Here is a 24727-nt window from a genome sequence, read left to right on the forward strand (position 1 = left end):
AATGGATCTGGAACTTCCTGAACTTCCTTTCCCCCTGCGCTCTTACGGGCCCGAGGCCCATTGGTCCTACGAGGACGGGGTGCTCACCGGGTGGGCCGGGGCGCGGCAGGATCGGTTCGTGCCGCCCACCGGGGAGGCGCTGGACCCCGCCTCCGACGCGCCGCGGCTGCTCGGGGCGCCCGAAGGGGACTTTCAGCTGATCGCCCGGGTCACGGTCGGGTTCGGCGCGGCCTTCGACGCCGGGGTGCTCTACGTCCATGTCGGCGAGCGCGCCTGGGCCAAGCTCTGTCTGGAGTACTCCCCGGACGTGCCCACCGTCTGCACGGTGGTCACCCGGGGGCACTCCGACGACGCCAACTCCTTCACCGTCGACGGCAGTTCCGTCTGGCTCCGGGTGAGCCGCACCGGCCGCGCCTTCGCCTTCCATGCCTCCCGCGACGGCGAACGCTGGACCTTCGTCCGCCTCTTCACCCTGGGCGACGAGAAGGAGACGGGCGCGGCCCTGATCGGCTTCATGACGCAGTCGCCGATGGGGGAGGGCTGCGTGGTGACGTACGACCACATCGAGTTCAGGCCGCACTGGCCGAACGACCTGCGCGACGGCAGCTGAGGCCTGCCGGGGAACCGCGTCCCGGCCGGGGGTGTCATCCGCTGCGTGATCAGGAACCGAGTGACTCCGGACAGGGTGATCCGTACCGTCCTGCCCGCCGAGGCGGCGGACGTCGTCGCGCTGCACGCGCGTGCCCGCGCGACGTACTACCCCGACGGGCTGCCGCAGGACGGCACCGACTGGCTCGCCGCCTGGCAGAGCGCCCTCGCGCGGCCGGACGGGCGGGTGTTGTGCGTCGTGGAGGCGGGGCGCATCGTCGGCCTGGCCTCCTTCCGGACTCCCGAGGGCGCCCCGGCGGACACGGTGAAGCTGTTCCAGTTCCACGTCGACCCCGAGCACTGGCGCCGCGGTGCCGGCACCGCACTGCACGCGGCGTGCGTCGAGGAGTGGCAGGCCGACGGCCGGCGGACCGCCGTCCTCGACGTGCACGTCGACAACCGGCGGGCGCAGGGGTTCTACCGGCGGCATGGGTGGGTGCCGGAACCGGCCGAGCCGGGGGATCACCATCTGACGATGCGGCTCTCCCTGGCCGCGGAATGAAACCGGCTGCTTGAACGTTCACCAACTCGGCGGAGGGAGCCTCCGCACCCCGTACGAGCTGGAGAGAGCCGAAGAGATGCGCGTCGAGATCTGGAGCGACATCGCCTGCCCCTGGTGCTACGTGGGCAAAGCCCGCTTCGAGAAGGCGCTGCGGGACTTCCCGCACCGTGACGACGTCGAGGTGGTGCACCGCTCCTTCGAGCTGGACCCGGGCCGCGCCAAGGACGACATCCAGCCCGTGATCACGATGCTCACCAGGAAGTACGGGATGAGCGAGGCACAGGCCGAGGCCGGTGAGGACAACCTGGGCGCGCAGGCCGCCGCCGAGGGGCTGGACTACCGCACCCGGGGCCGCGACCACGGCAGCACCTTCGACATGCACCGCCTGCTCCACTTCGCCAGGGAGCAGGGGCGCCAGGTGCAGCTGCTCGACCTGCTGTACCGGGCGAACTTCGCCGAAGAACGCTCCGTCTTCAACGACGACGAGCGGCTGGTGGAGCTCGCCGTGTCCGCCGGGCTGGAGGCGGAGGCCGTCCGCGCGGTGCTCGCCGACCCCGGCGCCTACGCCGACGACGTACGCGCCGACGAGCGCGAGGCCGCGCAGCTCGGCGCGAGCGGTGTGCCGTTCTTCGTGCTCGACCGCAAGTACGGCGTCTCCGGTGCCCAGCCCGCGGAGGTCTTCGCCCAGGCCCTGACCCAGGCGTACGGCGAGCGCTCGCCCCTGAAGATCGTCGACAGCGGGGAGGCGGACGCGTGCGGCCCGGACGGCTGTGCGGTGCCCCAGCGCTGAAACCGCAGGTCGGGGCGTATCCATAAGTGTTCCTTAGCGACATCACGCAGAAATCGGCAATGGACGGGGAGATCCAGGGGACGCAGAGTGGTTCCATGGAGACCTTCGAGAACCTCGTCCGTGCCGAGTTCGCCCCGAAGCACACCTACCTCAACACCGCGAGCAACGGGCTCCTGCCCGCCCGTACCGTCAGCGCCGTACAGCAGGCGGTGCGGATGCGCGCGGAGGGCACGCCCCTGGGTCCCCTGTACGAGGACGTCGAGGCCGCCCGCGCGTCCTTCGCCCGGCTGGCCGGCGTGCCGGCCGAGCGGGTCGCCACCGGCGCCTCGGTCGCCGAGTACGGCGGGCTGATCGCCGCCTCGCTGCCCGCGGGCGCCGAAGTCCTCACCGCGGAGGCCGACTTCGCCTCCCTGGTCAACCCCTTCCACGCGCGCGGCGACCTCAAGGTGCGCGCCGTGCCCCTGGAGCGGCTCGCCGAGTCCGTCCGCCCCGGCACCGCACTCGTGGCGGTCAGCTCCGCCCAGTCCGCCGACGGCCGGCTCGCCGACCTGCCGGCGGTGCGCGAGGCGGCCCGGGCGCACGGGGCCCGTACCTACGTCGACGCCTCCCAGTCGGCCGGCTGGCTGCCGATGGAGGGCGACGCGGACGACTTCCTCGCCGCCGTCGGCTTCAAGTGGCTCCTCGGGCCGCACGGGGCCGCGTTCTTCGTCGCCCCGCAGGACTTCGGCGGGCTCACACCGCTGCTCGCCGGCTGGGTCGCGGGTGAGGTCCCCTGGGAGAGCTGCTACGGCCCCGTCGAGGAACTCGCCCACTCCGCACGGCGCTTCGACATCAGCCCCGCACTCTTCACCTACGCCGGGCTGCGCGCCTCCCTGGAACTGCTGGAGGAGATCGGCATCGACGTCGTGCACGCCCACGACGTCGCCCTCGCGGACCGCTTCCGCGTCGGGCTCGCCGAGCTGGGCCACGCGCCGGTGCCCGCGCCGGGCTCGGCGATCGTGTCCGTGCCGGGGCTCGGCCACCGGCAGGGCGAACTGAGCCGGGCGGGCATCGAGGTGTCCGACCGGGCGGGGAATCTGCGGGCGGCGTTCCACCTCTACAACACCCCGGCGGACGTCGACCGCCTTCTCGAGGTCCTGGCCGCATGACAGAACCGGGCGGGGCCTCCCGTCCCACACGAGGAGGCCCCACCCGGCAGCTGTGTCATCCGGTCACGTCACCGGCGAGCAGCGGTCACCGCACGGGCGTGAAGTCCCGTGCCCCGATGCTGTGTTCTCCGGGGGCAGCCCCCGGACCCCCGGCCGGGGGATCGGTCACCGCACCGGCGTGAAATCCCGCGCCCCGATGAACTCCGGTCGCCGCACCGGCGCCGCGAACGGTTCCACCGCCGTGTTCTCCACGCTGTTGAACACGATGAACACGTTGCTGCGCGGGAACGGCGTGATGTTGGCGCCGTACCGCGCAAAGGTCGCGCCGGAGGCCCCAGGTGCTAAGTCGCTGGTCAGACGGCCTTAGCCTCAGCTGTCACTACCTGTCTGCCGGGCGCACGTCATCCGTCAGCCCGTGTATTGGGCCGTGCCCGAGCCCGCGTCCGGGCTGTCCCACGCCTCCTGCTAGCGCGCCGGCCTGTTCCGAGCGGCCAGGCCGTACGCCCGGGGGGCGCCTCCGCCGCCGGTGGGCCAGGAATGACCAGCGGTCCCGCTGGTCGCCGGTTTCTCATCACCCAGGCGCTGCGCCTGGGCGTGCTTCTCGGCCAGGGCACCGTCACCAACCTGGTGCAGGCCCTCGCCTCCGCCCTCTGCTACGCCGTGTTCCGGTGGGCCGAGACCCGCCTCGGGCCGGGCTGGGGCTGGTTCCTCGGCCTGGCCAAGCCGCCCTCCTACCCGAACCTGCCGGCCGGAGCACCTCGACGCTCCCGCTGGCTGCGCTGGTTTCGGCGCCCGCGCGCAGGAGGTGCCACGTGAGCGAACCTCAGCTCGACGTGTACCGCTCCGCCAGGGGAACCCCGATCGCGTCGAGGACGTGCACACGGGAACTGTCCGAATGCCTTCGGCTGAGGGGGCACCCGAGGCGGCTCTGGTCCGGCCCGGCGTCAGCTGTGGCAGGCAGGGCTGGTGATCAGCCGACTCCCTCTCGACGAGCAACGTGAGTCCCTGCGTGCGGTGCTGTCGCCATCACGGCTGGCCGTGCCCTTCCCGAGTCTCGGGTGTGAATCCCGAAGCGGCTCCATCTGGGCCGGGTCGGACGGCCCTCCGCCGTCACCAGTCCGCGCCCGGCCACGCGTCCACATCGGTCGGTACGCCGTCCACCTCGGCCGTCGCAAGGGCGTGCCGACCGCCCGGGGCGGCGACGTGGAGTCGGGGGCCGCGGCCCTCGGTGCGCAGGGTCAGGTGGTCGTCGTGGGGCCGGTACGCGGTGATGACGGTTCGGGTGCCGTCCTCGTCGTACAGGACGCTTCGGGCCGTGCGGGAGGGCGCAGCCCGAGGCCGGACCCAGACGGCGGTCACCTCCCCGAAGGGGGCGCTGCCCGCGCGGTCGGCGGGGGCGGTGGTGAGCAGGAGGCTGCCCGCACGCAGCCAGAGCGGGGCCGTGGGCAGGAGGAGGTCGACCGAGTGCCAGCAGGGGCCGGTGACCGGGGCACCGCCCTGATACGGCAGCCACTCGCCGGGCGGGAACCAGACCTGCCGCCGGCCTCCCGGTGCGTACAGCGGGGCGACCAGCAGGGCGGGGCCCAGCAGGTACTGGAGGTCCGCGGTATGGGAGTCCGGGCGGTCCGGATGGTCCAGGGGCATCGGGCGGGCGAGGGGTTCGCCGGTGCGGACCGCCTCTACGGCGGCCGCGTACAGGTACGGCAGCAGACTCATCCGCAGGCGGGCCGCGTGCAACACGGCCGCGTACGCCTCCTCGCCGAAGTCCCAGGGCAGCCGGGAGGTCGTGCCGTGGAACCGGCTGAGTGGCGACAGCAGGCCGAACTGGGCCCAGCGTACGAAGAGTTCGGCGTCCGGAGTGCCGTGGAAGCCGCCGATGTCGTGGCTCCAGAAGGGGTGGCCGGAGAGGGAGAGGGAGAGGCCGGCGCGGAGCGTGGAGGCCAGGTCCTGCCAGCTGGCTCTGGGGTCGCCGGTCCATTTGGCGCCGTGTCGCTGACCGCCGGTCCAGGTGGAGCGCCCCCAGGTCAGGCCGTGGCTCGCGGTGACCTCCCGGGTCACCTCGGCGACCAGGTCGTTGTAGAGGAGGGGGTAGAGGTTGTGAAGGCGGTCGCCGGTCATGCCGTTGTGGGCGACGGCGTCCGCGGGGACCGCCTCGCCGAAGTCGGTCTTCAGCACGGACGCGCCACTGGCGAGCGCCTCGCGGATGCGGCCGTGGAACCAGTCGACGGCGCCCGGGTGGGTGAGATCCAGGAGCGCCGTCTCCGGATGCGCGTCGCCCCAGAGCCGGCCGACCCACGTGTCGCCGGAGTCGGTGTCGGTGTCGGTGCCCGTGCCCGTGCGGGTGCGCAGGAACCAGCCGTTGCGCTTCACCTCGGCGAAGTACGGGCTGTCGACACCGATGTACGGGTTCATCCAGAGCGAGACGTGGAGTCCCTCCGCGGCCAGGTCCTCCACCAGCCCCCGCGGGTCGGGGAACGCCTCGGTGTCCCAGCGCATGTCGGACCAGGAGCCGTGCGGCTGCCAGTAGGTGTCGATGTGCAGGACATCGCAGGGGAAGCGGTGTTCGCGGATACGGCGAGCGCGGTCGCGCACCTCTTCGGCGCTGTCCCGGCGGAAGCCGCCGGAGATCCAGGAGCCGAAGGCCCACTTGGGCGGCAGCAGGGCGGGGCCTGTGAGGTCGCGGTAGGCGGCGAGGCACTCGCCGGGGGTGCCGGTGATCAGGTAGTAGTCGAGTTCCTCGTCGGGGACGATCACCGTCCACGCGCCGGTGTTGTGGTGGGCGAGGTCGAAGGACGCCGGCGTGGTGGTGTCCACCAGCACGGCGTATCCCCGGCTGGAGAGCAGGAAGGGCACGGCCTTGTAGGAGCGGGTGCCGGTGGAGCCGAGGGCGTCCTGGACCCAGCACTGGACTCGCTGCCCGCGCAGGTCGAGGCCGGTGAAGCGTTCACCGAGGCCGTAAAAGTGCTCGTCGGGTTCGGCGATCCAGCTGTCGTGGTGGGCGAGGCGGCCGTCCGCGAGTTCGGTCACGCCGAACGGGAGCACGGTCAGGTGGTCGTCCGGGTCGCGCACGTCGGTGGCCTGACGCACTGTCCGGCCGTGGCGGTCGGTCAGCGACATGGTGAAGGGGGAGAGGCGGATCTCGACCCGCAGGGCTTCGAGGCGCAGGGTGACCGTGCCGGACGACCGCTCCACGGTGCAGCCGTGTACTGACTCGTTGACGACGGAGATCCGTGGCGAGGTCAGTACGTCGGACATGCGCAGGGTGATCCGTGCGGCACTGCCCGTCGCGGGGCGCAGCCGGAGCGTGCCCGTGCGTCCGCAGGCTGTGCGGACGTTCAGGCTCACGCCGTCTGCGCCGGCCTCCGCGACGTACGCGGTGACCACCGGATCGACGGGACCGGCGGGAGTCAGGGGCGGGGGCGGTGCGACGTAGGCCGCCCGGTCACGGGGATGCAGTGACATGTTCAACCCCTCACGCCGCCGGCGGTCAGCCCGCCGACGATGAACCGTTGGAAGAGAGCGAAGACGCACACCACCGGAAGGCTGATGAGGGTGGCGGTGGCCATGAGGGCTCCCCACGAGGTGCCGTGCTGGCCGATGAAGGCGTTGAGCAGGACGGTGACGGGCTGCACGTCGGGTCCCTCGGCGAGGGTGAGACCGAAGAGGAACTCACCCCATCCGATCAGGAAGGACAGCCCGGCCGCGGCGACGATGCCCGGCACCATGAGCGGCAGGACGACGCGCAGCAGCACACCGGGCAGTCCGCAGCCGTCGACCAGGGCGGCCTCCTCCAGTTCGCGTGGGACGCCGCGCAGCACGGGACGCAGGACGATCACCATGAAAGGCAGAGTGAGCGTCGTGTCGGCCGCGATCAGGCCCAGGTAGGTGTCGTCGAGACCGGCCCGGCGTTCGAGGATGAACAGCGGCGCCGCCAGCGTGATGGCGGGCGGCAGCTGGGCGATGAGCAGGGCGAGCACCATCGTGCCCGAGCCGCGCATCCGGACCCGGGCGAGGGCGTAGGCGAGCGGGACGCCCAGCAGCAGGGTGAGCGCCACCACTCCGCAGGAGATCACCGCGCTGTTGAGCAGGGCCCGGGACAGTCCTCCGTAGCCCAGCGCCGTACGGTAGTTCTCCCCGGTGAGCGGTGCGGGCACCCACTGCGGGGACGCGGTCAGAATGCGGTCCGGCGGCGTGAGGCTGGTCTTGGCCATCCAGTACACCGGCAGCAGGAAGGCCGCGGTGAGGACCGCGGCGGTCGCGGTCAGCAGCCAGGGATGGCGCGGCGGTTTCACACGGCACCCCCGGTCGCTTCCTCGCGGCGCAGGCGCCAGACGTAGCAGCCGCCGACGAGGAGCGGTACGGCGAGCAGCAGCAGGCCCGCGGCCGCCCCCTGCCCGAACCGGAAGAACCTGAAGAAGACCTCGTAGACGTAGAGGGACAGCACGCGGGTGGCGTCGACGGGGCCGCCGCCCGTCATGACGAAGACGATGTCGAAGACCTTGAAGGTGTAGACGAGGCCGAGGAGCAGCACGGTCACCGAGACGGGACGCATCAGCGGAAGGGTGATCCGGCGGAAGCGCTGCCAGGCGTCGGCGCCGTCGATGGCGGCCGCCTCGTGGAGTTCCGGGTCGATGGTGTGCAGCCCCACGAGGAGCAGCAGCATGTTGAAGGGCACGCCGACCCAGACGTTGGCGAAGACCACTCCCGCCATGGACGTGGACGGGTCGGTGAGCCAGTCGTGGGACAGGGCGCTCAGGCCCACCGCACTCAGCAGGGCGTTGTAGGCGCCGGACTCCGCGTCCAGCAGCCAGCGGAAGAGCGTGCCGCTGATCACGGGGGGAAGCAGCCAGGCCACCAGCAGCAGGGACCGCAGCAGGCCGTTCAGCGGGAACGGCCTGGCGAAGAGCAGCGCCAGGGCGAAGCCGATGGTGAACTGCAGCACCAGTGATCCCAGGGTGAAGACCACCGAGAGGCGCACGGAGTGCCAGAAGGAGGGGTCGGCGACCGTGGCGCGGTAGTTCTGGAGGCCGTTGAAGGGCTGGTCCCCGCCGAGCAGGGCGCTCAGTCTCACGTCGTGGAGGGACGTCCACACGTTGTAGAACAGCGGGTAGGCCAGGAAGAGGGCGAGGAAGGTCATCCCCGGGGGGCAGAACAGGTAGGCCGCGCGCCGCAGTCGCGCGGACGGGGAGGGCCGGCCCCACCGGCGCCGTGGGCCCCACGGGTCCTTCGGCGCGGTGCGATCGCGCGCCGTCATCGCCCGCCCAGCGCCTTGTCGATCTTCCCGGCGGCGGTCCTCGCCGCCGCGGAGGGCGACGCTGAACCGGCGAGCACGGCCTGTTCCGCCTCGACGACGGCCTGCGAGGCGTCGGCGTAGCGCGGTCCGTACCGGCGCGGGCGGGCGAGGGGCAGTTGGCTGAGGAAGAGCCGCAGGGCCGGATCGGACGCCCAGGTGCCCTTGTCGCCCATGTCCTTGCGCGCGGGGAGGTTGCCGAAGGACACCAGGTACGGCACCAGGGCCGACGGACGCTGGGTGTACTCCAGGACCTCCCACGCCTTGTCGAGATGCTCGCTGTCGGCCATCAGGACCCAGTTCTCCCCGCCCAGGCAGGTGGCGGCCGCCTTGCCACGGGGCAGGGCCACCACGTTCCACTCGAAGTCCGCCTTCTTGAGCGTGGGGATCTGCCAGGGGCCGTTGATCTGCAGGGCGGCGCGCTGGTCGAGGAACCGCGTGTTGACGTCCTGCTGGGTCCAGCCCACGCACTGCTCGGACAGGGAGCCCTTGGCGATCAGGTCGTCGAGGAAGGACAGCGCCGTCGCGCCGTCGGTGGCGAAGGTGTCGAGGTCGCCGCCCGCCTGCCACAGGAACGGCAGGAACTGGAACACCCCCTCCTCGGTCTTGATCGCGCTCAGCGCCAGGCCGAACCGGTCCCCGGTGGTCAGCCGCTCGGCGGCGGAGGCCAGCTCGTCCCAGGTGGTGGGGGGTGCCACGCCAGCGGACTCGAGCACTCGGGTGTTGTAGTAGAGGGCGAGGCAGTTGCTGTTGTTGGGGATGCCCAGGGTCTTCCCGCCGATCTGGCAGCCGTCCCAGGGGCCTTTGTAGTACTGGTCGGCCTGGCCCCACTCCTTGACGCGGTCGGTGAGGTCGGCCAACAGGTCGCTGCCGCCCAGGGTGTTCATGGCGACGTTGTCGACGATGGCGATGTCCGGCAGGTCGCCTGAGATCGCGCCCAGGGTGATCTGCCGGTCGAGGTCCGCGAACGGGAAGGTCCGCCGCTCGATCCTGACGTTCGGGACGTCGGCCTCGATGTCCTTGATGAGGCGGTTCATCCCAGGCTGGAAGTTGTCCAGGGTGAAGTAGTCCCACCAGGTGAGGGTGACCGTCTCGGACGTGCCGCCCGACGAGCCGGAGCCGCAGGAGGCCACGGCGCCGCCGAGGGTGAGGGCGGCCGCTCCCGCGCCCGCGGTACGCAGGAAGCCACGGCGGTCGACGGGATACGACATGCTCAGCTCCCGGGGGTCGGTGATCGAAGACGCGGAATGTGACATATCCACAAGGCGCAGAATGTGATTTATCAGAAATCTATGCCGAAATCTGGGAATTGGGTTTCCGATTCGGAGCCGGGCACCGCGGGGCGGGGACCGGTGCTGGCGCGCAGCGTGATCAGAGGCTTCAGCAGGACGTGCCGGGGAGCCGAGCCGGGGGAACGCAGTCGCTCCATCATCAGCTCGACGGCGAGCCGGCTCATCTCCTTGGCGGGGACCTCGGCGGCGGTGAGCGGCGGGTTCACCTGCTCGGCCCAGGGGCTGGCCGCCACGCCGACGACCGAGAAGTCGCGCGGCACGCTGCGGCCGTGCCGCGTCAGCCCGCGGTAGACGCCCTCCAGGGCCGCCTCGTTCATGGTGACCAGGGAGGTGGTGGCCGGGTCGTCGCGCAGAATGTGTTCCACGACCTTCTCACCCGATGCGAGGTCGTCGCCGCACAGGTACGTGCGCGGTGGAAGGCCCAGCTCCGCCATCGTCTCGGTGTAGCCCTCGTGTCCGAGCCGGGCGAAGCCGTATCCGCTGTTGAACAGCTGCTTCGACCGGTTGACGAAGGCGATCCTGCTGTGCCCGAGGTCGGCGAGGTGCCGGACGCAGCCGCTCGCCAGACCGGCGAAGTCCAGATCGACCCAGCCGGCGTCGCAGGTCCCGTGGTTACGGCCGATGGCGACGAACGGGAAACCCGCCTCGGCCAGATGCTCGATGCGGTCGTCCTCGCGCCGGATCTCCATGACGATCACGCCGTCCACCCGCCGCTCGCCGACCATGCGCCGAAACGAGGGGTCGTCGCGCGTGCCGGCGGGAGAGAGCAGCACGTCGTAGCCGTACCGGGCGGCGAACTCGGCCACCGAGCCGACGAAGGCGAGCTGCATCGAGGTGTAGTCCCGGTCGCGGCCGGCCGGCGGATAGAGCAGCCCGAGCGTGTGCGTTCCCGCCTCGGTGGGTGCGGTCGCGGCGTCGGCCGTTCGCTCGGTCATGGTCAGCCGACCGGGAGGGATTGCTCGGCCCAGATGGTCTTGCCGGTCGGGGTCTGGCGGGTGCCCCAGCCCTGGGTGAGCTGGGCGACCATGTGCAGCCCTCGTCCGCCCTCGTCGTAGGTGCGGGCGCGGCGCAGGTGGGGGGCGGTGCTGCTGGCGTCGGACACCTCGCAGATCAGGGTCCGGTCCCGGATCAGCCGCAACCCGATCGGTACGGCGCCGTAGCGGATGGCGTTGGTGACCAGCTCGCTCACCACCAGTTCGGTGACGAACCCCGCCTCCTGCAGTCCCCAGGCCGCCAGCTGGCGGGCGGTCTGGGCGCGGGCGTCGGCCACGATCGCGGGGTCGGCCGGCAGGGTCCAGGCGGCCACCTGGTCGGTGTGCAGGGCCCGGGAGCGGGCGAGGAGCAGGGCCACGTCGTCGGCGGGGCTGTCGGGCAGCAGGGCCTTGAGGACGGCGTCGCAGGTGACCTCCAGCGAGGGAACGGGGGAGGCCAGGGCTTCGCAGAGCCGTTCGAGGCCGAGGTTGACGTCGTGGTCGCGCGCCTCGATCAGGCCGTCGGTGTAGAAGGCCAGCAGGCTTCCCTCAGGCAGCTCCAGCTCGGTGGGCTCGAAGGGCAGGCCGCCGACGCCCAGCAACGGGCCGGGGGTGAGCCGGACGATGCTGACCGTGCCGTCGGGCAGCAGGAGGGCGGGCGGGACGTGGCCGGCGCTGGCGAAAGTGCAGACGCGGGACACCGGGTCGTAGACGGCGTACAGGCAGGTCGCGCCGATCTCGCCGGCGTACGGCTCGTCGCGGACCGCGGCGTCGTCGTCCGAGGTGAGGTGGATGACCAGGTCGTCGACGTGGGTGAGGAGTTCGTCCGGCGGCAGGTCGACGTCGGCGAGGGTGCGCACCGCGGTGCGCAGCCGTCCCATGGTGGCCGAGGCGTGGATGCCGTGTCCGACCACGTCACCGACGACCAGGGCCACGCGGGTGCCCGACAAGGGGATGACGTCGAACCAGTCGCCGCCCACCCCGGCGCCCGTGCCGGCCGGCAGATAGCGGTACGCCACCTCGACGGCCGCCTGCTTGGGCAGATCGCGCGGCAGCAGACTGCGCTGGAGGGTGAGGGCGTTGGTCCGCTCGCGGGTGTAGCGGCGGGCGTTGTCGATGCCGACGGCCGCCCGGCCGGCGAGTTCCTCGGCGAGGATCAGGTCGTCCCGCTGGAAGGGAGCGGAGCCGGCGGTGCGGGCGAAGACGGCCACTCCGAGCGTGACGCCCCGGGCCCGCAGGGGGGCGGCCATGACCGAGTGGAAGCCGTACTGCCGGACGCGGGCGCTTCGCGTCTCGCTCTCGTCGATCCACCGCGCGAAGTCGGGATCGTCCGTGCCGCTGAGCACGGGGTGTCCACCGGCCAGGGAGCGGGCCGGGGGCGAGAACGGGGGGTAGGTGTCGATCGCGCCCAGGTCGACGGCGGCCTCGGGCACCCCGTCGGCGGAGGACTGGTGCGCGACCCGGCGCAGCACCACGGCCGCGTCGACCGGCCCGGAGACCGGTTCCTCCCCGCGCGTCACGGAGTCGAGCAGATCCACGCTGACGAAGTCGGCGAGCCGCGGAACGGCCAGATCGGCGAGTTCCCGGGCGGTGCGCGTCACGTTCAGCGTGGTGCCGATGCGGGTGCCCGCCTCGTTCAGCAGGGCCAGTCGCCGACGCGCCGAGTGCTGCTCGCTGCTGTCGAACGTCGCGGTGCCGACGCCGACCACCTCGCCGGTGGCGGGATCCCGCACGGGCCACAGTTCGGTGATCCAGGCGCGCTGCCCGGCGGAGGCGGCGGGCGGAGCCGGGGCGACGCGTTCGTAGCGCATCGGCCCGGCCTCTTCGGCGACCCGGCGAACGCACCGCAGGAACCCTTCGTCGTCGCCGGCCTCCCCCGGGGGGGCCGGGGAAGGCACCGAGGGAGCCCCGTCCGGCCGCGCTGCCCCGCCCGGGCCCGTGCGCTCCTGTACGTCCGCTTCCGCCGCCGCGTTCAGCAGCCATGAGCGTGACGCGGCGGTGTAGGTGGACTGCGGAATCGAGGACTGGGCGAATGCCCATTCCACCATCCTGCGGTCGTGCTCCGACTCGGCGGGAGCCGTCGTGGCGGTCACGACGAACCCCTGGGCCGCACCGTCGCCGCCCAGCGACGGATGGGCGTGCAGGGTCAGCTCGACGCGTCGGCCGTCCCGGTGCCGGAGCAGTGCGGTGCCGCTCCACTCCCGTGAGGCGACCAGCACGAGCCCGGCCGCTTCGGGGGGCTCCTGAGCGAAGAGGAGGTCGGCCGCGGCGCGTCCCACGACCTCCGGGGCGCGGTAACCCAGCAGGAGCCGGGCACCCTCGCTCCACCCCGTGACGATGCCCCCCAGGCTGATGGTGGCTGTCGCGGCATTGACTGACCACCCGTTGTGACCAAGGGTCTGATCGTAAGTGGCCATCCTTGCTCAATTCGGACTTGTGAGGTGAATCACAGTCCAAGCGTGCGCGCCGCAAAAGCATCGGACAAGTCGGATCGGATCGGTGTGCCTGTCGTGATCGGCGGGACGCTGGTGACGTGGGCGACTCGGGCAGGACGGGCGGCGGGTACGCCGGTGCGCTGCTCGCGAGGAAGATCGGGATCAGGGCGGGGCACCGGGTGCGGCTCCGGCACGCTCCGCCGGGGTGGAACATCCCGGGGCTGCCCGACGACTGCGACGTCCCCCCGGTGGCCCGCGCCGGGCGGACGTCACCGTCGCCTTCTACCGGGAGTGCGCCGAACCGGTCGCCCAGGCGCCCGGGGTCGTCGGTGACCTCGCCGACGCCATGCGGAAGGACGGGATCGGGGTGAGGACATGGCGGCGCCGCCGAGGATCGCCGTCGCCGTGGTGACCATGGGCAACCGGCCCGAGGTCGATGCGCTGCTGGAGTCCGTGGCCAAAGCAGGACGTGCCGCCCGAGCGGATCGTGATCGTCGGCAACGGTTGCCCGCTGCCCGAGTTCGCCCGGCGGCTGTCACTGCCCGGCGAGGTCACCTCGATCGAGCTCGAGGAGAACCTCGGCTGCCCCGGCGGGCGGAACGCGGCCCTCGCCCGGCTGCGGGAGTTCGGGGACGTCGACGTCGTCGAGCTCGATGACGACGGTCTGCTGGTCGACGCCGATGTGCTGCGCCGCGTGCAGGAGTTGTACGCGGCCGACGACCGGCTCGGCATCGCCGGCTTCCGCATCGCCGACGAGTTCGGCGAGACGTAGCAGCGGCACGTGCCGCGGATCGGTAAGTCGGACCCGCTGCGGGGCGGGTACGTCACCGGGTTCCTCGGCGGCGGCCACGCACTGCGGATGGCCATGCTCGACGAGATCGGTGACTGGCCCGCCGAGTTCTTCTTCGCGCACGAGGAGACCGACCTCGCCCGGCGCGCCGCCGACGCGGGCTGGCGGATCCTGTACGCGCCCGAACTGCTCCTCCAGTACCCGAAGACGTCGCCCGCCCGGCACGCCATCTACTACTGGGTCAACGCGCGGAACAGGGTGTGGCTCGTGCGCTGCCGGCTGCCGCTCGCGCTCATCCCCGTCCATCTGGGCGGGTGGGTCCTGCTGACTACGTCCAGGGCCTGATCCGACGTCCAGTACGAGCTTTCCGTTGCAGACCCACCGCCTCTCGGGCGCCGCCTAAGCCCGGAAAACCAGCCCGCGGACAGCCCGTGTATAGCCGCAGAACGCCGGTGACAGCCGTAAGCAGTCGGACCCGCACGCCCTCGGGCGGAGGCGGGTCCGACTGCTTTACGGGCGTTGCAGAGCCGGGCCGCGTGCCGGAGGAAGCGTGCTCCTCCGGCACGTCGCGGACCTGACCCGCGGCTGTCTTTTGCCTGGTCAGCCGGGGTGTCGGTTCACCGCACCGGCGTGAAGTCCCGCGCCCCGATGAACTCCGGTCGCCGCACCGGCGCCGCGAACGGTTCCACCGCCGTGTTCTCCACGCTGTTGAACACGATGAACACGTTGCTGCGCGGGAACGGCGTGATGTTGTCGCCGGAGCCGTGCATGCAGTTGCAGTCGAACCACGTCGCCGAACCGGCCTTGCCCGTGAACAACTTGATGCCGTGCTGCGAGGCCAGCAGGGTCAGCGCGTCGTCCGACGGCGTGCCCGCGTCCTGCATCTGCAACGACTTCTTGTAGTTGTCCTTCGGCGTGGCCCCCGCGCACCCGAGGAAGGTCTTGTGCGACCCCGGCATGATCATGAGCCCGCCGTTGGTGTCGTAGTTCTCGGTCAGCGCGATCGAGACCGACACCGTGCGCATCCGCGGCAGACCGTCCTCGGCGTGCCACGTCTCGAAGTCCGAGTGCCAGTAGAAGCCACTGGCCCCGAAGCCCGGCTTGACGTTGATCCGCGACTGGTGGACGTAGACGTCCGAGCCGAGGATCTGCCGCGCCCGGCCGACGACCCGCTCGTCCCGCACCAGCCTGGCGAACACCTCGCTGATCTTGTGGACCTCGAAGACCGAGCGGATCTCCTGGGACTTCGGCTCGACGATCGACCGCTCGTCGGCGCGGATGTCCGGGTCGTTCACCAGCCGGTTCAGCTCGTTGCGGTAGACGGCGACCTCGTCGTCGCTGATGAGCTCCTCGATGGCCAGGAAGCCGTCACGCTCGAAGGACAGCAGGTCGGCCGGCGCGACCGGACCGGGCGCGTCGGGAGCGCCCCAGACGACCGGGTCCTGGCGCGGGGTGAGCACCTCGGTGGCGCCACGACTGGGGTACAGGTCGGGGATACCGGTGGTGGTGTCGGTGATGGCGGTCATGGAAACGTCACACCTCCTCGGTGAGCAGCGGGTAAACGCCGTTCTCGTCGTGGTCCTCCCGTCCGGTCACGGGCGGATTGAAGACGCAGAGGCAGCGGAAGTCCTTCTTGATCCGCAGCGTGTGCTTCTCGTGCCCGTCCAGGAGGTACATGGTCCCGGGCGTGATGGTGTACGACTGCCCGGTCTCGTGGTCGGTGAGCTCGGCCTCGCCCTCCACGCAGACGACGGCCTCGATGTGGTTCGCATACCACATCGACGTCTCCGTACCCGCGTACAGGATCGTCTCGTGCAGGGAGAAGCCGACCTTCTCCTTGGCGAGGACGATGCGTTTGCTCTCCCACGTGCCGGACGCCGACTTCACGTGCCGGTCGGTACCTTCGATCTCCTTGAACGAACGGACAATCACGGTGCTGCGATGCCTCCTAGATGGGTGGTGCCGGTTGCTCGGTCAGGCGGTCTCGCGGACGGCACGGGCCAGTGTCGACAGGCCCTCGTCCAGTTCCTCGGGCGTGATGGTCAGGGCGGGGAGCAGTTTCACGACCTCGCTCTCCGGCCCGGACGTCTCGATGAGCAGGCCGAGTTCGAAGGCGCGCTTGGCGACCTTGCCAGCGCGGTCCTTGTCGTGGAACTCCAGGCCCCACACCAGGCCGCGGCCCCGGTACTCCTTGACGTCGGCCAGGTTCTCCTCGGTGATGGAGATCATGGCCTGCTCGACCTGCTCACCGCGCTTGCGGGTCTGCTTCTCCATCGCGGAGCCGTCGGCCCAGTACGCCTCCAGGGTCGCGGTGGCCGTGACGAAGGCGGGGTTGTTGCCGCGGAAGGTGCCGTTGTGCTCGCCCGGCTCCCAGATGTCGAGTTCCGGCTTGAACAGGCACAGCGACATGGGCAGGCCGTAGCCGCTGATGGACTTGGACACGGTGACGATGTCGGGCACGATCCCGGCCTCCTCGAAGGAGAAGAAGGCGCCCGTACGACCGCAGCCCATCTGGATGTCGTCGACGATCAGCAGCATGTCCTGGCGTTCGCACAGCTCGGACAGGGCGCGCAGCCACTCGGGCCGGGCCACGTTGATGCCGCCCTCGCCCTGCACGGTCTCGACGATCACGGCCGCCGGCTTGTTGAGGCCGGAGCCCTGGTCCTCCAGCAGCCGCTCGAACCACAGGAAGTCCTCGACGGTGCCGTCGAAGTAGTTGTCGAACGGCATCGGGGTGCCGTGCACCAGCGGGATACCGGCGCCGGCCCGCTTGAACGCGTTGCCGGTCACGGCCAGCGAGCCCAGCGACATGCCGTGGAAGGCGTTGGTGAAGGACACGATCGACTCGCGCCCCTTCACCTTCCGCGCCAGCTTCAGCGCGGCCTCCACGGCGTTGGTGCCGGTCGGGCCCGGGAACATGACCTTGTACGGCAGGTCGCGCGGCCGCAGCAGCAGGTTCTGGAAGGCCTCCAGGAACGTGCGCTTGGCGCTGGTCGACATGTCGAGCCCGTGCGTGACGCCGTCCCGCTCCAGGTAGTCGATCAGGGCGCGTTTCAGGACGGGGTTGTTGTGCCCGTAGTTCAGCGACCCGGCTCCGGCGAAGAAGTCGAGGTACTCATGGCCGTCCTCGTCGTACATGCGGCTGCCCACCGCACGGTCGAAGACGGTGGGCCAGCCGCGGCAGTAGCTGCGTACCTCGGACTCAACGGTCTCGAAGACGCTCAGGTCGGGCTGGGTGATGGTCACGACGAATCGCTCCTCGGTGCGTGGGGGAAGTCTGAGGGAGTCAGGGGAGAAGTCAGCGGGACAGCGGGCCGATGCGGTACAGGACCTCGGCGTCGTGCGGCCCGTCGGGGAACACGGCCGTGTCGAACAGCACCTCGCGCTCCAGCCGGGCGCCGTGCCGTTCGGCGAAGGACGTGAACAGGCGCTCCGAGGCGGTGTTGCCCGGGGTGATGGTGGTCTCCACCGTCGTCACCCCGCGCTCGGCGGCGGTCCGGGCGACCAGACCGTCGAGCAGGGCGGCGGCCAGCCCGCGCCCGCGGTGCGCCTCGTCCACGGCCACCTGCCAGACCAGCAGGGTGCGCGGGCTGTCCGGCCGCACGTACCCGGTGATGAAACCCATCGGCTCGCCGTGCTCGTCACGCGCTACGGCCGACGTGGCCGCGAAGTCGCGGCACCACAGCAGATAGCTGTAGGACGAGTTCAGGTCGAGAACCTTCGAGTCCTTCGCCATCCGCCAGAGCGCGGCTCCGTCAGCCACCGTGGGGCGGTCGATTTGCGGATCTGCTTGTACGGCAGTCATGCGAATTGAACTTACCCAGCGAAATTCGAAATTGCATCGCCGATAGGGCTTACGTATGAGCCAGGCCTGTGTTATCGCGCGGGCGCGAGGGTTCGCGCCAAACGGCGGCAAGATGCCCGGTATTGTCCGGGTAATACCGGGCAAAGCAGTCACGGTGTGTAACGCGTCACAGCCGTGTAATCGCCACGAGATCCGCCCGAATTCCTTCTCCAGGTATCCTCAAAATCTTTGGGTTTAGGATCAGAGAAAGCGGGCAGAAGAATACGGGAAGCTGTTCTTGGAAGAATTCCTAATTGTGTGCCAGCTTACATGCGAGTCGTCTCGGAAACACGTTTAATTCAGGCCCCGGTCACTCCGTCGATACGTTCCCGCAGGAGATCGGCATGACCGTTGTGCCGGGCGTACTCCTCGATCATGTGAATCAGCACCCAGCGCATGCTGACCTCCATCCCGGGCACCGGCCCCTCGGCGACCCGCCCGATGTGGTCCAGCGGCAGCCCCGCGCACAGCTCCCGCCCCCGCGCGATCTCCCGCCGCCAGATCCCGAGCGCCTCGTCGAGCCCCCGCCCCGGGTCCAGCGTGTAGCCGGTGCCGTCCTCATGCACCGGCGGCACGTCGAGCCCGGCGGCCACCCGCTGGAACCAGTTCCGCTCGACCTCGGCGAGGTGCTGCACCAGCCCGAGCAGCGTCAGCGCGGACGGCTCGGCCGACGCGGTCCGCACCTGCGCGTCGTCCAGCCCGGCGCACTTCAGCTCCAGCGTGGCCCGGTGGAAGTCCAGCCAGCTCTCCAGCATGGCCCGCTCGTCACCGGTCAGATGCGGGACGGGACGGCCGTCGGGAAGGGTGATGGGGGTCTCGGCGGGGGAGTTGGTGGTCATGCCGGGAGCATGGCACGGGCCACTGACAACGGCGGGCCCCGACTACCGCCAGGCCTCCTCGGCCGCCCGCAGCGCCCCCTCCACATCCACCGACAGCCCCCGCTCGGAGAGCGCAACGCCCAACGCCGCCAGACTCGCCCGCACAGCGCCCGGCGTCGCGTCGGCCCCGTAGTGATTGACCCGGATCATCTCCTTGGCCAACGCACCCCCGCCGGCGGCGACCGGCACCGCCGGGTCAGCCTCCAGCGCCCTGGCCACCAGCTCCGACGCCACCACCCCGGAGGGCGCCCGGAGCGTCGTGGCCACGGGCGCCGCGTCCCGGGCCTCGTACACATAGGGCTCCAGCCCGCCACCGAGCGCGACCGCACCGGCCCGCGTGGCAGCCGCGGCCGACGCATGCCGGGCCATCACCGCGGCCGGCCCCACCGCCTCGATCCGCTCCACGCACGCCTGAAGCGCCAGCATCTCCAGCTGCGCCGGAGCGTGCGGCAGCGCCTTGCGGCCGCCGTCGATCCACCGCTCCTTCCAGTCGAGCAGCGACAGATACGACCGGCGCGGCGCCCGCGGGTTCGCCGCCATCCGCGCCCAGGCCCGCTCGCTCACCGACACCGCCGACACCCCGGCCGGCCCGCCCATCGCCTTCTGCGCCCCGATCACGCACAGATCCACGCCCCAGGCGTCCGGCAGCACCGGCTCGGCACCGATCGACGCCACCGCGTCCAGGTAGAACAGCGCCCCGTGCTCCCGCACCACCTCGCCGATCTCCGCGACCGGATTGGTGTTGCCGGTCGCCGCCTCCGCGTGCACCAGGGACACGAAGTCGATCTCCGGGTGCTCGGCGAAGGCCTGCCGGATCTGCTCGGCCGTGACCGCCGCGTGGAAGGGCACCGCCAGATCGACCACCGTCGCCCCGCAGTCCCGCAGCCAGTCCCCGAAGGTCTGCCCGTACGGGCCCGTGATGACGTTCAGGGCCGTCGTGCCCGGAGCGGCCGCGGCACGGATCGCGCCCTCCAGCGGCAGCAGCGCCTCGCCCTGCATGATCACAACGTCCTGCTCGGTGCTCAGCAGCCGCGCCACACGGTCCTCGATCGCGGCGAAACGGTCCGCACCGAGCGGGGCAAGGTCCAGAAACGGATGCGTCACGGTGGCACTCTCTTCACGTGCGGGGACAACTCGCGGGAACAACGGGAACGAGCGTAACCGCCGCGTCCCGGCCCTCTTCGACCGGTGACTTCCCAGGCCCGACGGCTCCGCAGCCATCGGATCGCCACCACCGCTACGGCCGGGCTGCTGAGGCGATCGAGGACGCCAAGGCCGACGGCACGTACAAGAAGCTGTACGAGCAGTGGATCGGCCCGTACGACGAGTCCGCCGCGTCGCCCGCCGCCTCATGACCGACACGGCCACGCCCGAAGTCCAGCCGAAGAAGAAGGGCCTCACCCGGCGGCAGAAGCGCAGCCTCTCGGCTTCGCCGTGGGGCTGGCCCTCGGCATGGTGATCGCGCTGATGCGGCTGTCCTCCGTCGGCCCGTACCGCTGGCTCGCCGGTGTCTACATCGAGATCTTCCGCGGTCTGCCCGCCCTGCTGATCTTCATCTTCATCGGCGTCGCCGTGCCGCTGGCCTTCCCCGGCACCGAGATCATCGGCGGCACGTGCGGCAAGGTCGCCCTCGCGCTCGGCCTGGTGGCCGCCGCGTACATGGCGGAGACGATCCGCGCCGGCATCCAGGCCGTGCCCAAGGGGCAGATGGAGGCGGCCCGTTCGCTCGGCTTCTCGCCCGCGCGGACCATGATCTCCATCGTCATCCCGCAGGCGTTCCGGATCATCCTCCCGCCGCTCACCAACGAACTGGTGCTGCTGTTCAAGGACTCCTCGCTGCGCCGGACTCTGCTACCTGCTGGTCACGATCCCGCTCGGCTTCGTCGTACGCCGCATGGAGGCGAAGGCCCAGGAGGCCGTCACATGAGCCGACCCGAGATCGAGGTGCGCGCGCTGCACAAGTCGTTCGGCGCCAACGAGGTGCTGCGCGGCATCGACCTGGAGATCGGCCGGGGCGAGGTCGTCTGTGTCATCGGCCCGTCCGGCTCCGGCAAGTCGACGCTGCTGCGCTGCGTGAACCTGCTGGAGGAGCCGACGAAGGGCCAGGTGTTCGTCGGCGGTACGGAACTGACCGACCCGGACGTCGACATCGACGCCGTCCGCCGCCGCATCGGCATGGTCTTCCAGCAGTTCAACCTGTTCCCGCACCTGACGGTGACCGAGAACCTCACGCTGCCGCAGCGACGTGTGCTGCGCCGCGACAAGACGGCGGCCGCGAAGGTGGCCGCCGAGAACCTGGCGCGCGTGGGCCTGTCCGAGAAGGCGGTGGCCTACCCCTCCCTCTCCGGCGGCCAGCAGCAGCGCGTCGCCATCGCCCGGGCCCTGGCCATGGGCCCCGAGGTGATGCTGTTCGACGAGCCGACCTCGGCGCTGGACCCCGAACTCGTCGGGGACGTCCTCGCGGTGATGCGCATGCTCGCCGACGAGGGCATGACGATGATGGTCGTCACCCACGAGATGACCTTCGCCCGCGAGGTCGCCGACCGGGTCGTCTTCATGGACGGCGGCGTGATCGTCGAGGACGGCACCCCCGAGCAGGTCATCGGCAACCCGCGCCACGAGCGCACCCGCCACTTCCTCTCCCGCCTCCTCGACCCCGCCATGGCCGAGGTGGAGGAGGAGACCTCGGACCAGGTGGGCAAGGCCGACTAGCGGCTGACTAGGGTGCCGTACATGAGCGATCGCACGGTGCTGCACGTGAAGGGACGGGTGCTCGTCGGGCCCGAGGAGGTCCGCGACGAGCTGTGGGTCGTCGACGGCCGGATCTCCTACGAGCGTCCCGCCGGTGCCCGCGACATCCGTAGCGTCAGGGGCTGGGCCCTGCCCGGTCTCGTCGACGCGCACTGCCACGTGGGACTCGACCGGCACGGCGCGGTCCCGCAGGACGTCGCCGAGAAGCAGGCGCTGACCGACCGGGACGCGGGCACGCTGCTGATCCGCGACGCGGGCTCGCCCTCCGACACCTGCTGGATCGACGACCGCGACGACCTGCCGAAGATCATCCGTGCCGGGCGGCACATCGCCCGCACCCGTCGCTACATCCGCAACTACGCCTGGGAGATCGAGCCGGACGACCTGGTCGCCTACGTCGCCCAGGAGGCCCGGCGCGGCGACGGCTGGGTGAAGCTGGTCGGTGACTGGATCGACCGGGACCTCGGCGACCTGTCGGCCTGCTGGCCGCGCGGTGCGGTGGAGGCGGCCATCGCCGAGGCGCACCGGCTGGGCGCCCGGGTCACCGCGCACTGCTTCTCGGAGGACTCCCTCCAGGACCTCGTCGAGGCGGGCATCGACTGCATCGAACACGCGACGGGCCTGACCGAGGACCTCATCCCGCTGTTCGCCGAACGGGGCGTCGCCATCGTCCCGACACTGGTCAACATCGCGACCTTCCCGCAGCTCGCCGACGGCGGCGAGGCCCGGTTCCCGCGCTGGTCGGCCCATATGCGCCGACTCCACGAGCGCCGCTACGACACCGTGCGGGGCGCCTACGACGCCGGCATCCCGGTCTTCGTCGGCACCGACGCGGGCGGTGGACTCGCCCACGGCCTCGCGGCGGCCGAGGTCGCCGAACTGGTCACCGCGGGCATCCCGCCCGTCGAGGCGCTGGCCGCGGGGACCTGGACGGCCCGGGCCTGGCTCGGCCGCCCCGGCCTGGACGAGGGCGCCCCGGCCGACCTGGTCGTCTACGACGAGGACCCGCGGAAGGACGTGGGCGTGCTGGCCGCGCCGCGCCGGGTGGTGCTGAACGGGCGCGTGGTCGGGTAGGGCTTGTCGTTCGGACCCGCCTGGGCGGGGTGAACGGCGGACAGCCCTTCTGCCGGGCTCGGTGACCGTGATCGGCAAGCGCCTGGCCGAGACGGGCGGCGGCTCTACGACCCCGTACCTCGTGGGCGACGCGATCGCCCTGCTCGTCGCGGGCGCAGGAGCGGTGGTTCCGGAGCGCCGCCGGGGCCGATCTCCGGGCCCGGGCCCGGATGGCGGGGCGTGGGGGCCTCTGGGAGCGTGCCGGGCTCTGGGTCGTTGTCACCAGCGTCCTGCTGTCCCGCCGTCCCCAGGACGGCACACCGACCGGGACGGTGCCGGTGGGCACGGCCCGGCGGTGAGCCGTCAGCCCGCCACCGCACGCTCCAGCGCCCGCAGGAACCCGTCCACCGTCCCCCGGTCCCGCACCGCCAGCCGCAGCCACTCCTCGTCCAGGCCGGGGAAGGTGTCCCCGCGCCGCACGGCGTAGCCGAGGTCGCGCAGGCGGCTGCGCACGGCGGCCGCGTGCGGCAGGCGGATCAGGACGAACGGGCCCTGCGCGGGCTCGATCACCCGCAGCCCGGCCGGGGCGAAGCGGGCGAGGCCCGTCAGCAGGTGGGCCCGGTCCGCGGCGATGCGGTGCGCCGCGTGGGCCGCCTCCGCCACCGCTCGTGGCCCCACGCACGCCTGCGCCGCGGCCAGCGCCGGCGTCGACACCGGCCACAGCGGCTGCGCCCGTGCCAGCTCCCCGACGGTCTCCGGCGCCGCCAGCACGTACCCGATCCGCAGCCCGGCCAGCCCCCACGTCTTGGTCAGGCTGCGCAGCACCACGAGGCCGGGTACGTCGACGCGGTCCGCCAGGGTCTCCCGCTCGCCCGGCACCGCGTCCATGAACGCCTCGTCCACCACCAGCAGCCGCCCGGGCCGGGCGAGAGAGGCGATCACCTCCGCCGGGTGCAGCACCGACGTCGGGTTCGTCGGGTTGCCGATGACCACCAGGTCAGCGGCTTCGGGGACGGCCGCCGGATCCAGCCGGAAGCCGTCCTCCTCCCGCAGCAGCACCCGGTCGACCGTGTGCCCCGCGTCGCGCAGCGCGGCCTCCGGCTCCGTGAACTGCGGGTGGACCACGACCGGCCGCCGCACCTTCAGCGCCCGCGCCAGCAGCACGAACGCCTCCGCCGCCCCCGCCGTCAGCAGCACCCGCTCCACCGGCAGGCCGTGCCGCGCCGCCACCGCCGCGCGTGCGGCCCGCCCGTCCGGGTAGGCCGCCAGTTCGCCCAGCGACGCGGCGATGTGCTCCCGCAGCCACGCCGGCGGGGTGTCCGCGCGGACGTTCACGGCGAGGTCGACGAGCGAGCCGCCGTCGTCCCGGACCTCCGCGTCCCCGTGGTGCCGCAGATCGTGGCCGCTCTCAGTGGGCATGGGAGTGCGCCCCGTGGTGGTGCCCGTGGTGGTGGCCGTCGTCGTCCGGGTGGAAGTGCGGCTGCTGCGGCATGCCCACCTTGTCCTCGAAGCCCGGCAGCGCGACGCGGTACACGCACGAGTCGCAGTTCATCCGCAGGTCCCCCTCGACGGCCTCCGCGTACCGCTCCCACACCAGGTCCAGCAGCTCCGGCTCCGGCCCGATGACGTCGGCCGAGCGCACCTCGACCTCCGGGTGCGCCGCCGCCCAGCCCTCCGTCTGAAGCCGCACCCGGTCCGGCAGGATGCCGGTGAACAGGAAATAGGGGAGCACCACGATCCGGCGGGCACCCAGCCGCACGCACCGGTCGAGTCCGCTCGGCACGTCCGGCGCCGCCAGCGACACGAACGCCGTCTCGACCCCCGCGTACCCGCGCCCCTCCCACAGCAGCCGCGCCGCCTTGTGCACCTCGGCGTTGGCGTCCGGGTCCGTCGACCCGCGTCCCACCAGCAGCACCGTCACATCGGCCCGGTCACCCGGCCTGCGCCCCGCGGCCCCGCCGAGCGCCTCGTCCAGCCGCCGCTCCAGCACGTTCAGCAGCGCCGGGTGCGGGCCGAGCGGACGTCCGTACGTGTACGAGATCCCGGGGTGCCGCTCCTTCTCGCGGGCCAGCGCCGCCGGGATGTCGCCCTTGGCGTGCCCGGCGGACACCAGCATCAGCGGCACGGCGGCGAACCGCCGTACGCCCCGCTCCACCAGCTCGGTGACGGCATCGCCCAGCGGTGGCGGGGACAGTTCGATGAAGCCGCCCGCGACGGGCAGTTCCGGGTGGCGGGCCCCCAGCTCCCGCACGAAGTCGCGGAACGCCTCGGCTCCGGCGTCGTCACGGGTGCCGTGGCCGGCGATGAGCAGGGCGGGCGGGGTGGTCACAGTGTC

The 24727-nt window shown here is 71.6% G+C and carries 21 protein-coding genes and 5 pseudogenes; 11 read left to right on the forward strand and 15 right to left on the reverse strand.

What is annotated here, in order from left to right; all coding sequences use genetic code 11:
- Position 1 precedes the first annotated feature (1 nt).
- The 4 genes from ACIBNA_RS12675 to ACIBNA_RS12690 all read left to right on the forward strand — a co-directional run bounded on the left by ACIBNA_RS12675 (position 2) and on the right by ACIBNA_RS12690 (position 3088).
- The gene (locus ACIBNA_RS12675; RefSeq protein WP_399165210.1) at positions 2-610 is read left to right on the forward strand and encodes a DUF1349 domain-containing protein; all 609 of its coding nucleotides are present in this window, start codon (positions 2-4) and stop codon (positions 608-610) included.
- 45 nt (positions 611-655) lie between these two features.
- Positions 656-1150, forward strand: a complete 495-nt coding sequence (locus ACIBNA_RS12680; protein ID WP_399165211.1) for a GNAT family N-acetyltransferase — start codon at positions 656-658, stop codon at positions 1148-1150.
- 76 nt (positions 1151-1226) lie between these two features.
- Entirely contained in the window at positions 1227-1940 is a 714-nt protein-coding gene (locus ACIBNA_RS12685; protein WP_399165312.1) for a DsbA family oxidoreductase, read from the forward strand.
- Positions 1941-2035: 95 nt separating this feature from the next.
- Positions 2036-3088 (forward strand): aminotransferase class V-fold PLP-dependent enzyme, encoded by a 1053-nt coding sequence (locus ACIBNA_RS12690; RefSeq protein ID WP_399165212.1) that lies wholly within the window; start codon positions 2036-2038, stop codon positions 3086-3088.
- 165 nt (positions 3089-3253) lie between these two features.
- Here ACIBNA_RS12690 and ACIBNA_RS12695 read toward each other — a convergent pair.
- Positions 3254-3394 (reverse strand): annotated as a pseudogene (locus tag ACIBNA_RS12695) (ectoine hydroxylase); the annotation flags it as partial.
- 231 nt (positions 3395-3625) lie between these two features.
- Here ACIBNA_RS12695 and ACIBNA_RS12700 point away from each other — a divergent pair.
- Positions 3626-3904: a hypothetical protein gene (locus ACIBNA_RS12700; RefSeq protein WP_399165213.1), complete on the forward strand. Its 279-nt coding sequence runs from the start codon at positions 3626-3628 to the stop codon at positions 3902-3904.
- A 294-nt stretch (positions 3905-4198) separates the two neighbouring features.
- Here the strand turns inward: ACIBNA_RS12700 and ACIBNA_RS12705 are convergent, their stop codons facing one another.
- The 6 genes from ACIBNA_RS12705 to ACIBNA_RS12730 all read right to left on the reverse strand — a co-directional run bounded on the left by ACIBNA_RS12705 (position 4199) and on the right by ACIBNA_RS12730 (position 13058).
- Positions 4199-6550, reverse strand: coding sequence for a TIM-barrel domain-containing protein (locus ACIBNA_RS12705; protein WP_399165214.1), 2352 nt, complete (start codon positions 6548-6550; stop codon positions 4199-4201).
- A 2-nt stretch (positions 6551-6552) separates the two neighbouring features.
- Positions 6553-7380: a carbohydrate ABC transporter permease gene (locus tag ACIBNA_RS12710; RefSeq protein ID WP_399165215.1), complete on the reverse strand. Its 828-nt coding sequence runs from the start codon at positions 7378-7380 to the stop codon at positions 6553-6555.
- On the reverse strand, positions 7377-8342 hold the full coding sequence (locus ACIBNA_RS12715; protein WP_399165216.1) for a carbohydrate ABC transporter permease: 966 nt from the start codon (positions 8340-8342) through the stop codon (positions 7377-7379). The genes ACIBNA_RS12710 and ACIBNA_RS12715 overlap by 4 nt, the downstream gene beginning before the upstream one ends.
- A complete protein-coding gene (locus tag ACIBNA_RS12720) occupies positions 8339-9589 on the reverse strand; it encodes an ABC transporter substrate-binding protein (protein WP_399165217.1) in 1251 nt (416 codons plus the stop codon). The genes ACIBNA_RS12715 and ACIBNA_RS12720 overlap by 4 nt, the downstream gene beginning before the upstream one ends.
- 71 nt (positions 9590-9660) lie before the next feature.
- Positions 9661-10605 carry a LacI family DNA-binding transcriptional regulator gene (locus ACIBNA_RS12725; RefSeq protein WP_399165218.1) on the reverse strand — a complete coding sequence of 315 codons (945 nt, stop codon included), beginning with the start codon at positions 10603-10605 and terminating at the stop codon, positions 9661-9663.
- Positions 10606-10607: 2 nt separating this feature from the next.
- Complete coding sequence (locus ACIBNA_RS12730; RefSeq protein WP_399165219.1) at positions 10608-13058, reverse strand: SpoIIE family protein phosphatase; 2451 nt, start codon at positions 13056-13058, stop codon at positions 10608-10610.
- A 393-nt stretch (positions 13059-13451) separates the two neighbouring features.
- On the opposite strand from ACIBNA_RS12730, the pseudogene ACIBNA_RS12735 reads away from it, so the two are divergent.
- Positions 13452-14205, forward strand: a pseudogene (locus ACIBNA_RS12735) (glycosyltransferase family 2 protein); the annotation flags it as partial.
- Between the two features lie 278 nt (positions 14206-14483).
- Here the strand turns inward: ACIBNA_RS12735 and thpD are convergent.
- The 6 genes from thpD to ACIBNA_RS12765 form a co-directional block, all read right to left on the reverse strand.
- Complete coding sequence (gene thpD / locus ACIBNA_RS12740; RefSeq protein ID WP_399165313.1) at positions 14484-15383, reverse strand: ectoine hydroxylase; 900 nt, start codon at positions 15381-15383, stop codon at positions 14484-14486.
- Between the two features lie 16 nt (positions 15384-15399).
- Positions 15400-15798: an ectoine synthase gene (locus ACIBNA_RS12745; protein WP_030251860.1), complete on the reverse strand. Its 399-nt coding sequence runs from the start codon at positions 15796-15798 to the stop codon at positions 15400-15402.
- A gap of 42 nt (positions 15799-15840) precedes the next feature.
- Positions 15841-17112 carry a diaminobutyrate--2-oxoglutarate transaminase gene (gene ectB / locus ACIBNA_RS12750; protein WP_399165220.1) on the reverse strand — a complete coding sequence of 424 codons (1272 nt, stop codon included), beginning with the start codon at positions 17110-17112 and terminating at the stop codon, positions 15841-15843.
- Positions 17113-17164: 52 nt separating this feature from the next.
- Positions 17165-17671, reverse strand: a complete 507-nt coding sequence (ectA, locus tag ACIBNA_RS12755; RefSeq protein WP_399165221.1) for a diaminobutyrate acetyltransferase — start codon at positions 17669-17671, stop codon at positions 17165-17167.
- A gap of 338 nt (positions 17672-18009) precedes the next feature.
- On the reverse strand, positions 18010-18549 hold the full coding sequence (locus tag ACIBNA_RS12760; RefSeq protein ID WP_399165222.1) for a DinB family protein: 540 nt from the start codon (positions 18547-18549) through the stop codon (positions 18010-18012).
- A gap of 42 nt (positions 18550-18591) precedes the next feature.
- On the reverse strand, positions 18592-19692 hold the full coding sequence (locus ACIBNA_RS12765; protein ID WP_399165223.1) for a pyridoxal-phosphate-dependent aminotransferase family protein: 1101 nt from the start codon (positions 19690-19692) through the stop codon (positions 18592-18594).
- 149 nt (positions 19693-19841) lie between these two features.
- Here ACIBNA_RS12765 and ACIBNA_RS12770 point away from each other — a divergent pair.
- The 5 genes and pseudogenes from ACIBNA_RS12770 to ACIBNA_RS12790 form a co-directional block, all read left to right on the forward strand.
- A pseudogene (locus ACIBNA_RS12770) lies at positions 19842-19943 on the forward strand (ABC transporter substrate-binding protein); the annotation flags it as partial.
- Positions 19940-20515: pseudogene (locus tag ACIBNA_RS12775) on the forward strand (amino acid ABC transporter permease). The pseudogenes ACIBNA_RS12770 and ACIBNA_RS12775, both read left to right, overlap by 4 nt.
- Positions 20512-21300, forward strand: a complete 789-nt coding sequence (locus ACIBNA_RS12780; protein ID WP_399165224.1) for an amino acid ABC transporter ATP-binding protein — start codon at positions 20512-20514, stop codon at positions 21298-21300. The pseudogene ACIBNA_RS12775 and the gene ACIBNA_RS12780 overlap by 4 nt, the downstream one beginning before the upstream one ends.
- A gap of 21 nt (positions 21301-21321) precedes the next feature.
- On the forward strand, positions 21322-22413 hold the full coding sequence (locus ACIBNA_RS12785) for an amidohydrolase family protein (RefSeq protein ID WP_399165225.1): 1092 nt from the start codon (positions 21322-21324) through the stop codon (positions 22411-22413).
- A 67-nt stretch (positions 22414-22480) separates the two neighbouring features.
- Positions 22481-22585, forward strand: a pseudogene (locus tag ACIBNA_RS12790) (LAETG motif-containing sortase-dependent surface protein); the annotation flags it as partial.
- A gap of 170 nt (positions 22586-22755) precedes the next feature.
- Here the strand turns inward: ACIBNA_RS12790 and cobC are convergent.
- On the reverse strand, positions 22756-23811 hold the full coding sequence (cobC, locus tag ACIBNA_RS12795; protein ID WP_399165226.1) for an Rv2231c family pyridoxal phosphate-dependent protein CobC: 1056 nt from the start codon (positions 23809-23811) through the stop codon (positions 22756-22758).
- Entirely contained in the window at positions 23801-24721 is a 921-nt protein-coding gene (locus tag ACIBNA_RS12800; RefSeq protein ID WP_399165227.1) for a sirohydrochlorin chelatase, read from the reverse strand. The genes cobC and ACIBNA_RS12800 overlap by 11 nt, the downstream gene beginning before the upstream one ends.
- Between the last annotated feature and the right edge of the window lie 6 nt (positions 24722-24727).

The sequence above is a fragment of the Streptomyces sp. NPDC050164 genome (assembly GCF_044459945.1).
GTDB lineage: Bacteria > Actinomycetota > Actinomycetes > Streptomycetales > Streptomycetaceae > Streptomyces > Streptomyces coeruleorubidus_A.

Excerpts from the sequence above, each read along its gene's own strand:
- ACIBNA_RS12675 (WP_399165210.1), top strand. The coding sequence starts at position 2 with ATGGATCTGGAACTTCCTGAACTTCCTTTCCCCCTGCGCTCTTACGGG.
- ACIBNA_RS12685 (WP_399165312.1), top strand. The coding sequence starts at position 1,227 with ATGCGCGTCGAGATCTGGAGCGACATCGCCTGCCCCTGGTGCTACGTG.
- ACIBNA_RS12690 (WP_399165212.1), top strand. The coding sequence starts at position 2,036 with ATGGAGACCTTCGAGAACCTCGTCCGTGCCGAGTTCGCCCCGAAGCAC.
- ACIBNA_RS12700 (WP_399165213.1), top strand. The coding sequence starts at position 3,626 with ATGACCAGCGGTCCCGCTGGTCGCCGGTTTCTCATCACCCAGGCGCTG.
- ACIBNA_RS12705 (WP_399165214.1), bottom strand. The coding sequence starts at position 6,550 with ATGTCACTGCATCCCCGTGACCGGGCGGCCTACGTCGCACCGCCCCCG.
- ACIBNA_RS12715 (WP_399165216.1), bottom strand. The coding sequence starts at position 8,342 with ATGACGGCGCGCGATCGCACCGCGCCGAAGGACCCGTGGGGCCCACGG.
- ACIBNA_RS12720 (WP_399165217.1), bottom strand. The coding sequence starts at position 9,589 with ATGTCGTATCCCGTCGACCGCCGTGGCTTCCTGCGTACCGCGGGCGCG.
- ACIBNA_RS12725 (WP_399165218.1), bottom strand. The coding sequence starts at position 10,605 with ATGACCGAGCGAACGGCCGACGCCGCGACCGCACCCACCGAGGCGGGA.
- ACIBNA_RS12730 (WP_399165219.1), bottom strand. The coding sequence starts at position 13,058 with ATGGCCACTTACGATCAGACCCTTGGTCACAACGGGTGGTCAGTCAAT.
- ectA (WP_399165221.1), bottom strand. The coding sequence starts at position 17,671 with ATGACTGCCGTACAAGCAGATCCGCAAATCGACCGCCCCACGGTGGCT.
- ACIBNA_RS12760 (WP_399165222.1), bottom strand. The coding sequence starts at position 18,549 with ATGACCACCAACTCCCCCGCCGAGACCCCCATCACCCTTCCCGACGGC.
- ACIBNA_RS12780 (WP_399165224.1), top strand. The coding sequence starts at position 20,512 with ATGAGCCGACCCGAGATCGAGGTGCGCGCGCTGCACAAGTCGTTCGGC.
- ACIBNA_RS12785 (WP_399165225.1), top strand. The coding sequence starts at position 21,322 with ATGAGCGATCGCACGGTGCTGCACGTGAAGGGACGGGTGCTCGTCGGG.
- cobC (WP_399165226.1), bottom strand. The coding sequence starts at position 23,811 with ATGCCCACTGAGAGCGGCCACGATCTGCGGCACCACGGGGACGCGGAG.